Origin of the sequence: Casimicrobium huifangae, assembly GCF_009746125.1 — a bacterium.
In the GTDB taxonomy this organism is placed as follows: Bacteria; Pseudomonadota; Gammaproteobacteria; order Burkholderiales; family Casimicrobiaceae; genus Casimicrobium; species Casimicrobium huifangae.
On sequence record NZ_CP041352.1, the window covers coordinates 3,199,148 to 3,213,341 of the forward strand.

Sequence of the window (14,194 nt, forward strand, 5' to 3'; positions counted from 1 at the left end):
CAAAGCAGCGCCATTTCCCATAGGAAAATAGCCAATCCACATCGAATGTAATTCTTGACGCTTCCAGCGCCGTCCCACAAAATCTAGGCATGGTTTGTGGGACGCTTTGGGGGACTCCCTAGCCCTGCAACCCAGCACCGATATGGGGCAGTATGGCTAAGGCAATCGACAAACTGACCGACCGCACCGTCAAGGCAATTAAGAAGCCGGGCTATCACGGTGACGGCAACGGGCTTTACCTGTGCGTGAAGCCGAGCGGCGCGAAGTCTTGGATTCTTCGCTACATGGTCGCAGGCAAAGCCCGCGAGATGGGCTTAGGCCCCTACCCTGCTTTTGGCCTTGCCGACGCTCGCGAACGGCGCAACGCTGAACGCCAGCGCATTGCGGACGGTGTGGACCCCATTGAAGCCCGCGACGAACGCGAGCAAGCCAAGAAAGTCGCGCAGGCGAGGAAAAGCACATTCAGCGATTGCGTTGACCGCTTCCTAGCGGCAAAGTCTGCAGAGTGGACGAACACCAAGCATCGGGCACAGTGGCGCAGCACGCTAGACACCTACGCAGCGCCGCACTTCGGAGCATTGCCGGTTCAGGCCGTTGACACCGACATAGTGCTCAAGGCGCTAACCCCGATCTGGACAACCAAAACGGAAACCGCTAGCCGCGTGCGCGGGCGCATTGAGGCGGTTCTCGATTGGGCTACCGCTTCAAAGCTGCGCAGCGGCGAGAACCCGGCACGCTGGCGCGGCAATCTGGACAAGCTGCTGCCGAAGCCGGGAAAGATTGCCAAAGTCGAACATCATCCGGCCTTGCCTTATCGCGACGTGTACGCCTTTTTGCAACTGCTGGCGAACTCTGACGCGACCGCAGCGCGCGCACTCGAAACTGTCATCTACACCGGACTGCGTACCGCCGAAGTCGTCGGCGCAACGTGGGAAGAAATTGACTTTGAAGCCGCAGTCTGGACTGTTCCTGCAAGCAGAATGAAAATGAAAAAGGAGCACCGCGTCCCGTTGTCGGCGCCCGCATTGCAAGTGCTGCGCAACTGCTACGCAATGCGCGTCAATGACTACGTTTTCCCGTCGCCGAACAGCACCGCAGGACGCCCGCGCCCGCTGTCAAACATGGGAATGTTGCAACTGCTAAAGCGCATGAAGCGCGCCGACATAACCCCGCATGGCTTCCGGTCAACCTTTCGCGATTGGGCAGCAGAGCAAACCAACTTCCCGCGCGAGGTTTGCGAAATGGCGCTTGCCCACACGATTGGCAGCGACACCGAGCAGGCCTATCAACGTAGCGACTTGCTAGAGAAGCGCGCCCGCCTGATGAGCGCATGGGCCACGTATTGCAACACGAAGCCGAACGACGCTGCGACCGTGACGCCGATCAATCGTAAGGCAAAGGCATAGAAAACCGCGAAGCCCTGACGCGGAGTATTCAGGGCATGCGACGGGACGCGATGACAACAACATCGCGCCCGCCTGACCAAAACGAAAGGTGTTTTTTCATCATGGCTAAAACTGATTCTAGGACTTCAATTTCCGGCGAACGCGCGGACATCGCACTGAACGCGACGTGGGAAATCGAAGGGCTTGCGGACATCGCGTTATCCAATATCCCGCCCGGAACGGAATCGCTCGCGCTTCGCGGTATCGTTGCGCGAATCAAATCGCTCAATTCCGCGATCATGTCGGCAATTGGCGAGCCCGATATGGCGGTGACCGACCTGCGCGAACGCGTCTATGTGTTACCGCGCCCATAGGGTCAACGGGGAAAGACAGTGAGAAAGTCATCCAAGGCGGCGGAGACCGCTGACAGCAAAAACGCCAGCTACTACCGGCAACAGACGACAACAGGTCAACCTTTCCGGTCTCCGTTTGCGATGCTCAACTTGACCGCGCATGATTGCCAACAGCAACGCGCTGCCGTGGGCATGTCCGACGATGATTTAGAGCGCGACAAGACAATCTTCAATCGCGTGATTGATAGCTACATCGCGAAGCATGGCTACCCGGACACGAACGAAAAGGTTGATGCTTACCTTGCACTCGCATTCGAGTTCGTCATCGCTGGCATGCGCGACAGTCGTTATCCGCAAGAACACTGGCCTTTGGTTGCTTGCCATGCCGCGCTAGTCACACTCAAGGGCGCACAAGACAAAAAGACCTTCAAAGTTGACGCGGCGATGACCAACATTGCGCTGTTCGCACAGGCGATGATGAACATTGCGTGGAAGCCAGTGCGCATGATTGCGCTTGAGAGCATCCTCGACAAAAGCCGCGTTGCAATTGATGAGCAAGGGCGTGCTTTGGCTCTGCGTCAACAGGAAATTGACTACGCCCGACCACGCTTGAAAGCCTACGAACGCTTCGAAACGAACCAGACCCGAAAGGAGAAGCGGAGCGACATTTCTAAGGCAATCGAAAGCTATTTGCTGAGACACAGTAAGGCATCTGCCGACGAAGTTTTTGATGCGTTGGCAAAGCAGGCGATTGGAAATAAATACGACTTTCACCGGCCTAGATACATGGGCTATGAACCCGAAATACGGCGACGCGACCGACGGGAAACCGTGCAAATGAAGATGCCCAGATTTCGAAATTTGGTGTCGGAGTTACGCCCGAAAAGCTGATTCGTTCACGGTTTATCGAACCCGTGAAAGTCGGTTTGTAGCATGCGCCTGAATTGCGCTGTAGCCCGGTAATTCCACCGGGAGCAGCGTGATTGAAAGGCAACAATGCAAGACAAATTGCAATCACCAGACGGCTTCCTGAACCTTGAAGCCACGCGCGAATTCGCAGGTGGCCCCGGCGTCAGCACGATCTACAAATGGATGAGCGAGGGCACCTTCCCTAAGCCCTACCCAATCGGCGCGAATCGTCGCGGTTGGAAAGTGAGCGAGCTAATCGCATGGCGGGACGCTCTACAACCGGTTGAGTACCGCACCAAGGAGACCGCATGACCACGGGAGCGCCGCAAGGCGCTACCCATGAAAACGACAACGCCCGTTTGCAGACGGGCGCTGAAGGGTTCGCAAAGCAAACCAGCTACGGGGCAAATGCTAGCTTACCCGGCAAGAAATGGGAATCCGTTTTGCGCTACCTGCTGAACGTCGGTTCATTGAACCGATTCGAGGCGGAAACAGCGGTTCACGATCACTGCTTACACACGTCGATTGCGAGCCTACGGCGTGACCTCGGCATCGAGTGCGGGCGAAAGTTTGAAACCGTGCCCTGCCTCAAGGGACAGGCGACGACGAGGGTAATGCGCTACTGGCTTGACCCGAACCCGGACAACCTGAAGCGCGCCCGCGCAGCACTCGGACAACGTGACGAGGCCGAACAATGACCCGCGCCTACTTGCTCGAATGGGCAGCGCAACTATGCGCCCGCTTCCCGGCAATGGGTGCCGTTCACGACCTGGCCTTAATGTCCACGGCTGAATTGTCCGGCCTGATCGCGTTTCTTGAGGCTAAACGGGCCTTGGAAGCGATTCTGTAGTCATGGGCAAGCCTTCCAAGTGGAAAGGCGCCCGCGAGCGCAGGGACGGCAATGCGTTCGTTCCTGTGCCTTGCGTGGTGTTGCAATCGGTCGCATACGTCGGTTTATCCGCACACGCCCGCATGCTCTTGTTTGATCTGTTGGCACAGTACAACGGGAAAAACAATGGTGCTCTCGCGTGTCCGTTTACCCAAATGAAAAAACGCGGATGGAAAAGCGAGGCGACACTGTTCAAGGCAAAGCAGGAGCTGGTAGCGCGCAAGCTGATTCACGAAACACGAATGGGTTCACGTCCAAATCGTGTCAGCTACTTTGCTGTGACGTTCTACGATCTCGATGAGGACTCGCGATTAGAAGTCACCCGGCGCACGTTCCCGCGCGGCGCATGGAAACTGCTTGAACCGATGCCGTTTGTCATCGGCAAACTGCCGTCGCAAAACGAATCGCTTACTACGCCTGCTGTAGTAGAGGAGACCGTATAGCTACGCCCGCTGTAGTAGGGAAATCCAAAAGGCGGCCTTGCTACTACGCCTGCTGTAGCTATCGCGGGCCAATTTCAATCCCCCCTACTACGCCTGCTGTAGACCTTTCTAGAAATACCATCTTGCACGGTCTCAAGTGAGAAGCCTGCAAGGATGATCTTCACACCGAAAACTCAGGAGAACATCATGATTGACTCACGCGACCCATTTTTTCAGCGTCTTTTCGGTTGGCTGTCATCGCGACCAGCAAGCGGAACCGGCTTGCTTGGAAACACTGACGTTACGCCGGGAGTTACAACACGAAGGGGCCTGCTCGGGCCTAGCGAACCGGGAATCGTCGTTCAGGCCGCCGACGTACCAAATCAACCTTGGTACAAGCGGGGCTTAGGTTACATCCCGGACGGGCAAGCGACGCCGCAGGAACTAGATGAAATGACCGACGCCGAGCTATCCCAATGGTGGCATCAATTCAACAAGAAGAAAGGCGACAGCAAATGATTGCTTGCATGGTCTCTGGCAGACTGAAGGAGAAAGCCAAATGGCATATCAAGATGCCGCGCGTCACGACGATCACGACTGCCACGATGATCGCGACCGACGCCGCAAACCGGGCAACGCAGGTGCTTATCGAAACGACCGACGACGATCTAGGCCGGACGTTGCGCAAGTTGGACGCGGGCGCGATGCTCACCGTCACGGGAGAAATTGCTTTGCAACCCGTCGGCAAGGTGTTGATGCGGGCGCGTGCCGTAACTCTGTTAGTTGAGCCAGCTAACGCTTAGGTATCGTCAGCTCTTTAACCAACTTGGTGAAACAGTCCTCGAAAGCACTGCCGGGCTGAGTTGAACGCTCCCTTACAAATTTTCCGTTGCGCATGTCAGTGTTGGTAACAGATAAGTCCACGTCAACTCGTTGGTCAATTCCCTTTTCACCACGACTGTAGCCAATCGTTATTGACTTCCCCAGCGAAGCGTCAGCGATGAGGCCAATGATTGCACTGTCGAGTTTGATGGAGGCAACAACGTATCCGGGCTCATCCGACGGCTGCGAGGCGACCGTATCCTTTGCTGTCGATCCTGCTGATCCAACCGCGTAGATAAAGTCCGGCGCCTTACTGGCTCCGATAGACCCGTCAGCGTTGGGCTTGAACACGCCGACTCTCAACGCGGGCGCAATGAACTTTTCGCCGGGTTTCCCAAACAGATTCAGGACGAAAGCGCCGCGCACCACTGCGACCTCACCGCGCCAGTAAGCAGTGTCTTTCGTTGTCGCAGCGAACAACATGGAGCATCCAGCTAACTCGCCACGGGTGTAAATCGGTTCTGCCTTTACTGCGGTGGTCCCGAAGAAGTCGCTTGGCCAATCGTTGGTCGCGTGCGCCGATCCCGCAACCGTTGCCAGAAGCAGCAGCCCCAACACTCTCATAAGCCCCTCCAATCGCAAGCTTTGATCATCGCATGAAAGGCCAAATAGCCACTTGATGCGCGGCAACTTCCCGATTCCGCGCGCAGGCACGCGCGCGAGGACGGAAAAATCCTTGTAAATCAATTACTTATCTCAAATTACAACGCTCTTTGTCGTTGGCTCAGGGCTGACAAATCGCACCCGCATGGCTATCGGTGAACGCACAAAAATACGATCCGCGCAGGCGCACGCGCGCGAGGGTGTTGCGCAACAGCAACAGCGAGAATGGCAGCGTCAACCGCTCGCAACGGAGAGCCTCACTGTGGGACAGTTTGGGGGACTCGCCTAGCCCAGAAACGAAAAAGCCCTGAAAATCAGGGCCTTAGCTTATGGTCTTGGCGGAGAGGGGGGGATTCGAACCCCCGATACCTTGCGGTACGCCTGATTTCGAGTCAGGTACATTCAACCACTCTGCCACCTCTCCGAACCGATGATTGTAGCGCAAGATCACTGCACCATCACCGCCGCGAGATTACGTGTTGCGTCGTCTCAACCCTTGGCTGGCGTCGGCTTGGCGCCGGTGCTCGCTTTCGCCGCCGCCGGATTCGCGGTGTTCTGTGTTTTTGGCGCCGCTGCCTGCTTTTGGCCCAATGCTTCAGAAGACGACGGTTGCGCCGCAGCTACCGGCGGTGGCGCTGGGGGCACCCATGTTGATGGCGGCACAGTCTTGCCGGCGGCCTTCATTTCGCGGAAGTAGCGCTCTGCGCTTTTGTCCTGATAGCGCCCGAGGTCCGCAGCTTCCTTCTTGGCAACTTCAGCCGCCTTTGCCTTGGTTTCCTCGGCCTTGGCTTTCTGTTCGTCGGTGAGAACAGGCGTCGGCAACTTCGCGATCGCCAACGTGGTCAGGGCGCTGCCGATGCACAGCACGAGCCAGTGATTCAGTCTTTTCATCAATCATCTCCTCCGACAATAGCCGGCTTGCCTTGGGCAGGCGTCTGCGACTGAGGTTTCGCAGCCTCAGCCTTTGCCTTGTGGTACCAGATCTCGTGGTGCTCTTTCGCCCACACCTCGTCAACTTCTCCGGTCTTCATCGCACCATAGGCGCCCGCCACGCCGAGTGTGCCCATGTAGATGTGCCCCAGCGCACCGAGCATGAACAGGATGGCGCCAGCCAGATGCACCAGGCTCGCTATCTGCATGGTAGCCCGCGTTTGTCCGAAGTTCGGGAAGTTAAGCACGAGGCCAGAGATGCCCACCACCAGGCCAAGCACCGTCACACCACCCCAGAACCAGACTTTCTCACCAGCATTGAATTTTTCGCTGGGCACATGCCCGTCCGAGAAAAGCCCGCCAAAACTGGCGACCCACTTGATGTCGACGAGCTTCGGCACATTGTCGCGAACAAACACGACGAAAGTCACGATACAGCTCAGCACGAATAGCGGACCAAGGAAGTTATGCAGATTCTTGGCGATGATCGCCAGCCACGAGAACAGCGTAAAGCCGAACACCGGGATCAACAGCGTCTTGCCAAACGCCATGATCAATCCGGATACAGCAAGAACGCAGAACGTGATCGCCGTTGTCCAGTGCGACATGCGTTCAACCACCGAAAAACGCGGCAGCATCCGGCCAGACGGCGCCTCATGCAACTGGATCGTGCCGCGCCACATGTAGAACGCAGCGACCACCAGCGCCATGACCACCAGCGCCCAGCCGCCGATGACCGACACCTTGCCGTTGCGCAAAGCCCGCCAGTTCTGCCCGCCATCCTGGATCAGCACACCCGCCTCCGGCGCCGGAATGCTGGCGTAGCCCTGAACTGCACCACGCACTTCCTTCCAGATCGGCGCGTTGTTGTACGGCTGCTGCACGGTACGCTGCTGCTGTTGCTGCGTCAGCTCTTCACGAGGCAGCGACGGCCCGGAGCTTTGCTGGGCAGACATTGTGCCCGCCAGCAGTGAGCCACCGAGCGCCAGTGCTCCCACCCACGCAATCAAGCGCTTCATAAACCGCTCCCTGGTACAGCCATCAGGCTCAATTGACCCGCTTGTATTCGTTCTGGTTGTCAGCACGCGCGCGCAACTGCTTTTCCCAGGTTGCACGATCGTTGTTGAACTTTTCGTTGTTATACGGTTTGTCGTCCGGCTTGGCGGCCGAGGTGCCCGGCTTGGCGGCGATCGTTTGCGGCTGCTCGCCGCAAGCGGACAACATCAAGGCGACCGCTGCGCCAGTGGTGATGAAAACAAGCTTGCTCATGATTTTTGCGCTGCCGGCTGAGCCGCTGCGGGGGCAGCCTGCTTGGCGTCCGGGCGACCGTATGCGGTGGCATGCCCCCAGAGGTCACCGCCACGACCGCGCCGCATCACGCGCTCACGATAGATGTCGGAGAGCACATCACCGTCGCCCGCCAGCAATGCCTTGGTGGAGCACATTTCTGCACACGCCGGCAGCTTGCCTTCGGCGAGACGATTGCGGCCGTACTTCTCGACTTCAGCCTTGCTGTGATCCTTCTCGGGACCACCGGCGCAGAACGTGCACTTGTCCATCTTGCCACGCAGGCCGAATGCACCCGCCTGCGGGAATTGCGGCGCACCAAACGGGCAGGCATAGAAGCAGTAACCGCAGCCAATGCAGAGATCCTTGTCGTGCAAGACGACACCGTCTTCAGTCTTGTAGAAGCAGTTGACGGGGCACACCGCCTGGCAAGGCGCGTCCGAACAATGCATGCAGGCGACCGAGATTGAGCGCTCGGCGCCAACGATGCCGTCATTGAGCGTGACCACGCGGCGGCGGTTCACACCCCAGGGAACATCATGCTCGTTCTTGCAGGCAGTGACACAGCCATTGCACTCGATGCAGCGCTCGGCGTCACAAATAAACTTCATTCGTGCCATGACGTTCTCCTTAGGCCTTTACCACTTGGCAAACCGTGGTCTTGGTTTCCTGCATCATCGTGACCGAGTCGTACCCGTAGGTGGTTGCAGTGTTGACTGCTTCAGCACGCACGATTGGGGCTGCACCGTCGGGATATTTCTCGAGCAGGTCCTTGCCCTGCCACCACCCCGAGAAGTGGAACGGAATGAAGGTCGTTCCTGGCCCGACACGTTCGGTAACCAGCGCCTTCACCTTGATCTGTGCACCAGTCGCCGCCTTGACCCACACGTAGTCGTTGTTGCGCACATCGCGATCATTGGCGTCCTTCGTGTTGATCTCGATGAAGTTCTCCTGCTGCAACTCGGCCAGCCAAGGGTTACTGCGAGTTTCTTCGCCGCCACCCTCATATTCAACAAGGCGGCCCGAGGTCAGCACCAGGGGGAATTTTTCATAGACCTTGTCAGCCACTGCTTTGTCCTGCACTGACTTGTACAGCGTCTTCAGTCGCCAGAAGGCACCGCCTTTGTCGGCATGAGTCGGATACTTCTTCGCCAGTTCGGCGCTGGTGCCATAGAGCGGTTCACGGTGCTGCGGAATTGCATCCGGGAAGTTCCATACAACCGCGCGCGCTTTGGCATTGCCAAAGGGATGACAGCCGTGGTTCTTCATGAATACACGGATTTGACCGCCCGTGAGGTCAGTCTTCCAGTTCTTGCCCTCGGCGCCCTTCTTCTCTGCTTCGGTGAGTTCGTCCCACCAGCCAAGCTTCTTGAGCAACACGTGATCAAGCTCAGGGTAGCCAGTCGTCAGGTCGGCCCCCTTCGAATACGAACCGTCTTCGGCCAGCAGCGACACGCCATCGCGCTCGACGCCAAAGTTCGCGCGGAAATTGCCGCCACCGTCCATCACATGCTTGGACGTGTCGTACAGATTGGGCGAGCCCGGATGCTTCATTTCCGGGGTGCCATAGCAGGGCCACGGCAGGCCAAAGTAATCACCGTTGCAGGGACCACCGTTCGCCTTGAGCGTTTTCGGATCGAAGGTGTTCATGTGCTTCATGTGAAGCTTCAGGCGCTCCGGCGATTGCCCGGTGTAGCCAATCGTCCAGGTGCCCTTGTTGATCTCGCGAAGAATGTCTTCGATCAACGGTTCTTCCCACTTGCGCTCGCCATCAGGCTTCACGATCTTGCAGTTCTTGGCGAACTGCTCGGCAAAGCCGAACTTCTTCGCGAACGCGTACATGATCGCGTGATCAGTCTGTGATTCGAACAGCGGAGCGATCACCCGCTCGCGCCACTGGATCGAGCGGTTCGATGCCGTGGCCGAGCCACTGGTCTCAAACTGGGTGCACGCCGGCAACAGGTAAACACCGTCCTTGCGATCGGGCATCGCCGCCGAGGCCGTTGGATACGGGTCGATGATCACCATCAAATCGACCTTTTCCATCGCCTTTTTCATTTCCGGGCCGCGTGTCTGCGAGTTCGGCGCGTGGCCCCAATAGACGATGGCGCGCAGGTTGGAATCCTGATCAATGGTCTCGTTCGGATCGAGCACACCGTCGATCCAGCGCGACACCGTCATGCCAGGCTTTTCCATCATCGCCTGCGAGGCGAACTGCTTCTTCAGCCACTCGTAGTCAACACCCCACACCGTTGCCCAGTGCTTCCAGGCACCGGTCGCAATGCCGTAGTAACCGGGCAGCGAATCCGGATTGGGGCCGACGTCGGTGGCACCTTGAACGTTGTCGTGACCACGGAAGATGTTGGCGCCGCCGCCGGACACGCCAATGTTGCCGAGCGCCAGTTGCAGGATGCAGCTGGCGCGAACCATCGCGTTACCGATGGTGTGCTGGGTCTGCCCCATGCACCACACGATGGTGGACGGCCGGTTGGTTGCGAACATTTTCGCGATCTCGGCCATACGCGCCTCGGGCACGCCGCAGGCCTCTTCGACCTTGTCCGGCGTCCACTTGGTCATCACCTCTTCCTTGATCTTGTCCATGCCGTAGACACGATCATTGATGTACTTCTTGTCTTCCCAGCCGTTCTTGAAGACGTGATGCAGCAGGCCAAACAGGAACGGAATGTCCGAGCCTGAGCGGATGCGCACGTATTCGTCCGCCTTCGCAGCCGTGCGCGTATAGCGCGGGTCAACCACGATCATCTTGGCGCCGGTTTCCTTGGCGTGCAGCATATGCAGCATCGACACCGGGTGCGCCTCGGCGGCATTGGAACCGATATACAGCGCACACTTGGTGTTCTGCATGTCGTTGTACGAGTTGGTCATCGCACCGTAGCCCCAGGTATTGGCTACGCCGGCGACCGTAGTCGAGTGGCAGATGCGGGCCTGATGGTCACAGTTGTTGGAGCCAAACATGCTCACAAACTTGCGGAACATGTAGGCCTGTTCGTTGTTGTGCTTCGACGAACCAACCCAGAACACGCTGTCCGGCCCGGCCGTCTTGCGCAGGTCGAGCAGCTTGTCGCCCACCTCGCTCATGGCCTGTTCCCAACTGATGCGAACGTACTTGCCGTTCACCAGTTTCATTGGGTATTTCAGGCGATGTTCGCCATGGCCGTGCTCGCGAATCGCGGCACCTTTGGCACAGTGGGCGCCGAGGTTGATCGGCGAATCAAAAACCGGCTCCTGCCGCGTCCACACGCCGTTCTCGACGATTGCGTCAATAGCGCATCCGACCGAACAGTGGGTGCAAACCGTGCGCTTGACTTCCGCCTTTGCACCTGCGGCAGGTGCGTCGGCAGCTTCCGCCTTGCCGATCACTCCCAGCGGCAGCTGGCTGGCGAACGCACCGGCGCCAAGGCCAATGCCCGAGCGCTTGAGAAAACTGCGGCGGTCGAGCGTATTGCTCTGGCGACTTGCACTGAAGCGGCGGACGGTAGGGGCAGACAGCGGCGTGCCGTCAACGTGGTGAGATTTGCGAACCAGCATGATGAATCTCCGTAAAACCTTGGAGCGGCGACGCAATCGCCGCGAGTGCGCCTAGACGCGCGCCAGATCGTAGTAGGTGCGAACGTGTTCGCTTTCCTGATAACCGGCGTCTCCGTTAACCGGCGCGCGCTTGGCCGCAGTGGTCACCGGCGCCGACGTGGGTGACATGGCAACCGCCACGGCGCCGACCGCGCCAGTTCCACCAGCCAGCAAAAAACCGCGACGCTTGAGATCAGCGCCGGACTTACCGTTTTTCATGTGAACACTCCTTGGCACAACTTGGTATGCAGCTACTCGCCAATTGCGAACGCGTCACGCTCAATCTGCAAGTAATTACATGTGAATTGTGCAACGACGCGATAGAAATTGGCAAGCGAGGATTCCGCTATTGCGGCGCAACATCGATCAAACCAGGGCGCGATGTGTGCCTCAAAAAACCGGCGCTGCACGGCAAGGGGCGCTGGCTCAACCCCGCTGCCGCCCACAATGAGCAAGCGCATCACTTCGCACAGAGCAGACAGGTGATCCTCGACCATCGTTTGTGCTCCGACGCGGGCAAACCCTAGTGTTGCAAGGGCGGTACGCACATCCGCCAGCGGCTGCTCCATCATGAACCCGGTCAGGTGGTGGGAAGCATGCAAATTCAGCGGCGCCTTGCCGACGCCGACAAAAAGTGTCTCGTACTCCGCCGCTGCGGCATCAACGTCCACAACGGTACACGCGGCGATAAGGCGTGACCACGCCAGCGCCAGCGGCATGCCGTCGTCGTCGGTAGCAAGCGGCGGCGACCCTGCGATCGCCCGCAGCAAGGGGGCGTCCGGAGCATCGGCAAACAGCCGCGAAATCAGCGCGTAGAAATTGGCGCGACCGTGATCCTCCGGCGAAATCCACGTGCGGAAAGAGACCGGTGCCGCACCAGCGGCTGTGTTGTCGTGATCGCTCATCGTGGCAGGTCCCGGACGTCCAGCGGCTTTTCTTCGCTGTAGAGGTCCGCGACGCGACAGTCGGCACACATGAAGATGCGGGCCTTCGACCGTTCGTCGGCGAACATGCTGTGCGAGGCGAGTTTGCCAGCCATGTTTTCAATCATCTTCTTGGCACCCAGCGGCTTGCTGCAACGTGTGCAATTAAGAATTTCCGCCGCGTTCAGCACCACCGGCTTTTTCGCTTCAGCAACGAGGTTAAGTCGCGGTACCAGCGTGATCGCCCGTTCCGGGCAGGTCTTCTGGCATAGCCCGCATTGCACGCACTTGCTCTCGACAAAGCGAAGCTCCAGCTTTTCGGGGTTATCAGCCAGCGCACCCTCGGGGCAACTGCCCACGCAGGCGAGGCACATCGTGCAACGATCCGCATCCGCCGCAATCGCCCCGAACGGCGCCCCGGCGTCCAGCGAGATCAATGGCACTGGTGTCGGTGCATGCTCATGCAAATGAGCAAAAACAGCGTCCAGCGTCCCACGCTTGTCGTTGCTCAGGTTAAAGCCCGCCGCAACGCGTACGCCCAGGCCGCGCGTCTCGGCCCAGGCCGGGAACGCCAGCTCGCGCTCATCCACAATGCGGACGCGTGCCCCCTGATAGCCAAGCGCAGCGAGTATGCGATTCGCGACGGCCGCCTGCGCGCTGAGCGTGATCAGGTATTCCGGCGCCACCGACGGTGTGACCAGCACCGCGACCTCGGTGGCGCCGTAGGCGACGGCACCGAGCCAGACGTCAAGCCCGGCCGCCGCCGCGTGATGCAACGCCAGCGGAATGCAGCGTGCTGGCAGGCCTTCGCCGTGGCGGGCCAACGCGGCGATTGCTGCTGCGCCCTGCTCGCCGTCGTGCAGCAGCAGAATGGCATCCTTGCCACCAGCACCGTGGTAAGTGCGCAGCACCGTCTTGATCTGCGCTCCGAGATCAGCCACGCGCGGCACCGTGTAGCTCAGCGCCCCGGATGGGCACACGGTGGTGCAGGCACCGCAGCCCATGCAAAGCTGCGGCGACACCTCAATCTGGTCCCCCCTTGACGCGATGGCGCGCGTAGAGCAGACATCGACGCACTGCGTACATCCGCTCTTGCGATTGCGGCCATGCGCACAAATGCGCGGGCGATAGTCAAAGAATTTCGGCTTCTCGAACTCACCGGTCAACGCCACGATTTCCGTGATCGCACGCAAACGCGCCATGGCATCGTCGCCCGGCTGAAAATAGCCCTGCGGCGGCTGGTGTTGCGTGAACAGCGGTTGCGCGGTGAGATTGAGAACAACGTCGAAACGGCCGCTGCGCTCAGCTTCAATTCGCGAAAAGTCGATCGCGCCAATCTCGCCGCAGGCTGCGACGCAGGCGCGATGCGATTTGCACCTCTGCAGATCGACCTGAAAGCTGGCATCAATGGCCTGCTCCGGACAAGCCTTCACGCAGGCGCCACAGCGGGTACATGCGTCAAGGTCGATCGGGTTCGCCTGTTGCCACTGCACGTCGAACGCGCCCAGCCATCCCGTCGCGCGGACCTTGGAGCCAGTGACCACCGCAAAATCTCGCGTGGCGGGCAACTCGCCGGCTGTGTCACCCTCTCTAGTCGTTGCCAGCACGCTGACCGGTACGGACCCCTTCAGCAGATTGGCCACGGCTATCGCATCGGCCAGCGCACCGATGATCAGCGTCTGCCCGGCGCTTTTGTAGCTCACCTGCGTGGTGGGCTCGGCGTCCGGCAACATCGCACTGGCAATCAGGGCAGCGAGCTTCGGCGTCGCGAACGGTGCCTCTGTGGCCCAACCGGCCGTCTCACGGATATTGAAAAAGCGGACAGTCGATACCTTGGGCAAATCGGCGGCCACCTCGGTCAGCAGGCGCGCTTCCTGCGTGCAGGCCACAACGGCATCGCCTTCAAGGACTGCACCAAAGCGTTCGAGCTGATGCTGGCACATGGCCTCGAAAGTCTCAACGCGGTCGGCGCCAGCAGCGCGCGCGGCCTCGGTCAGCGCGGTCGCGGCAAAGGGCATCGTGC

18 protein-coding genes and 1 tRNA gene are annotated in these 14,194 nt (G+C 59.2%); 9 read left to right on the forward strand and 10 right to left on the reverse strand.

All coding sequences use genetic code 11. The features are described from left to right. The first annotated feature begins 152 nt into the window (after positions 1 to 152). From FKL89_RS14420 to FKL89_RS14460, 9 genes are all read left to right on the forward strand, one after another. Positions 153 to 1,406, forward strand: coding sequence for a tyrosine-type recombinase/integrase (locus FKL89_RS14420; protein WP_156863468.1), 1,254 nt, complete (start codon positions 153 to 155; stop codon positions 1,404 to 1,406). A gap of 50 nt (positions 1,407 to 1,456) precedes the next feature. Beyond that, positions 1,457 to 1,759, forward strand: coding sequence for a hypothetical protein (locus FKL89_RS14425; protein WP_156863469.1), 303 nt, complete (start codon positions 1,457 to 1,459; stop codon positions 1,757 to 1,759). 18 nt (positions 1,760 to 1,777) lie between these two features. Then, the gene (locus FKL89_RS14430) at positions 1,778 to 2,629 is read left to right on the forward strand and encodes a hypothetical protein (RefSeq protein WP_156863470.1); all 852 of its coding nucleotides are present in this window, start codon (positions 1,778 to 1,780) and stop codon (positions 2,627 to 2,629) included. A 105-nt stretch (positions 2,630 to 2,734) separates the two neighbouring features. Further along, the gene (locus FKL89_RS14435) at positions 2,735 to 2,959 is read left to right on the forward strand and encodes a helix-turn-helix transcriptional regulator (protein WP_156863471.1); all 225 of its coding nucleotides are present in this window, start codon (positions 2,735 to 2,737) and stop codon (positions 2,957 to 2,959) included. Beyond that, on the forward strand, positions 2,956 to 3,345 hold the full coding sequence (locus FKL89_RS14440; RefSeq protein ID WP_156863472.1) for a hypothetical protein: 390 nt from the start codon (positions 2,956 to 2,958) through the stop codon (positions 3,343 to 3,345). The genes FKL89_RS14435 and FKL89_RS14440 overlap by 4 nt, the downstream gene beginning before the upstream one ends. Beyond that, entirely contained in the window at positions 3,342 to 3,497 is a 156-nt protein-coding gene (locus FKL89_RS14445; RefSeq protein ID WP_156863473.1) for a hypothetical protein, read from the forward strand. The genes FKL89_RS14440 and FKL89_RS14445 overlap by 4 nt, the downstream gene beginning before the upstream one ends. Before the next feature lie 2 nt (positions 3,498 to 3,499). Beyond that, the gene (locus FKL89_RS14450) at positions 3,500 to 3,979 is read left to right on the forward strand and encodes a hypothetical protein (RefSeq protein WP_156863474.1); all 480 of its coding nucleotides are present in this window, start codon (positions 3,500 to 3,502) and stop codon (positions 3,977 to 3,979) included. 186 nt (positions 3,980 to 4,165) lie between these two features. Then, positions 4,166 to 4,477: a hypothetical protein gene (locus FKL89_RS14455; RefSeq protein WP_156863475.1), complete on the forward strand. Its 312-nt coding sequence runs from the start codon at positions 4,166 to 4,168 to the stop codon at positions 4,475 to 4,477. Then, positions 4,474 to 4,761, forward strand: coding sequence for a hypothetical protein (locus FKL89_RS14460; protein ID WP_156863476.1), 288 nt, complete (start codon positions 4,474 to 4,476; stop codon positions 4,759 to 4,761). The genes FKL89_RS14455 and FKL89_RS14460 overlap by 4 nt, the downstream gene beginning before the upstream one ends. Here the strand turns inward: FKL89_RS14460 and FKL89_RS14465 are convergent. From FKL89_RS14465 to FKL89_RS14510, 10 genes are all read right to left on the reverse strand, one after another. Further along, positions 4,751 to 5,527 (reverse strand): hypothetical protein, encoded by a 777-nt coding sequence (locus FKL89_RS14465; RefSeq protein WP_156863477.1) that lies wholly within the window; start codon positions 5,525 to 5,527, stop codon positions 4,751 to 4,753. The two genes, FKL89_RS14460 and FKL89_RS14465, sit on opposite strands and share 11 nt — an antisense overlap. Before the next feature lie 252 nt (positions 5,528 to 5,779). Then, positions 5,780 to 5,867: transfer RNA gene (locus FKL89_RS14470), tRNA-Ser, on the reverse strand. 65 nt (positions 5,868 to 5,932) lie between these two features. Continuing rightward, a complete protein-coding gene (locus FKL89_RS14475; RefSeq protein ID WP_156863478.1) occupies positions 5,933 to 6,334 on the reverse strand; it encodes a hypothetical protein in 402 nt (133 codons plus the stop codon). Further along, entirely contained in the window at positions 6,334 to 7,392 is a 1,059-nt protein-coding gene (locus FKL89_RS14480) for a formate dehydrogenase subunit gamma (protein WP_156863479.1), read from the reverse strand. The genes FKL89_RS14475 and FKL89_RS14480 overlap by 1 nt, the downstream gene beginning before the upstream one ends. A gap of 28 nt (positions 7,393 to 7,420) precedes the next feature. Then, entirely contained in the window at positions 7,421 to 7,642 is a 222-nt protein-coding gene (locus FKL89_RS14485; RefSeq protein ID WP_156863480.1) for a hypothetical protein, read from the reverse strand. Next, the gene (gene fdh3B, locus FKL89_RS14490; protein WP_181955199.1) at positions 7,639 to 8,280 is read right to left on the reverse strand and encodes a formate dehydrogenase FDH3 subunit beta; all 642 of its coding nucleotides are present in this window, start codon (positions 8,278 to 8,280) and stop codon (positions 7,639 to 7,641) included. The genes FKL89_RS14485 and fdh3B overlap by 4 nt, the downstream gene beginning before the upstream one ends. Before the next feature lie 10 nt (positions 8,281 to 8,290). Further along, positions 8,291 to 11,209, reverse strand: coding sequence for a formate dehydrogenase subunit alpha (locus FKL89_RS14495; RefSeq protein ID WP_156863481.1), 2,919 nt, complete (start codon positions 11,207 to 11,209; stop codon positions 8,291 to 8,293). Positions 11,210 to 11,260: 51 nt separating this feature from the next. Next, on the reverse strand, positions 11,261 to 11,467 hold the full coding sequence (locus FKL89_RS14500) for a formate dehydrogenase (RefSeq protein ID WP_156863482.1): 207 nt from the start codon (positions 11,465 to 11,467) through the stop codon (positions 11,261 to 11,263). A 32-nt stretch (positions 11,468 to 11,499) separates the two neighbouring features. Continuing rightward, positions 11,500 to 12,153 (reverse strand): TorD/DmsD family molecular chaperone, encoded by a 654-nt coding sequence (locus tag FKL89_RS14505; RefSeq protein ID WP_156863483.1) that lies wholly within the window; start codon positions 12,151 to 12,153, stop codon positions 11,500 to 11,502. After that, entirely contained in the window at positions 12,150 to 14,189 is a 2,040-nt protein-coding gene (locus tag FKL89_RS14510) for a 4Fe-4S binding protein (RefSeq protein ID WP_238363370.1), read from the reverse strand. The genes FKL89_RS14505 and FKL89_RS14510 overlap by 4 nt, the downstream gene beginning before the upstream one ends. Positions 14,190 to 14,194: the final 5 nt, after the last annotated feature.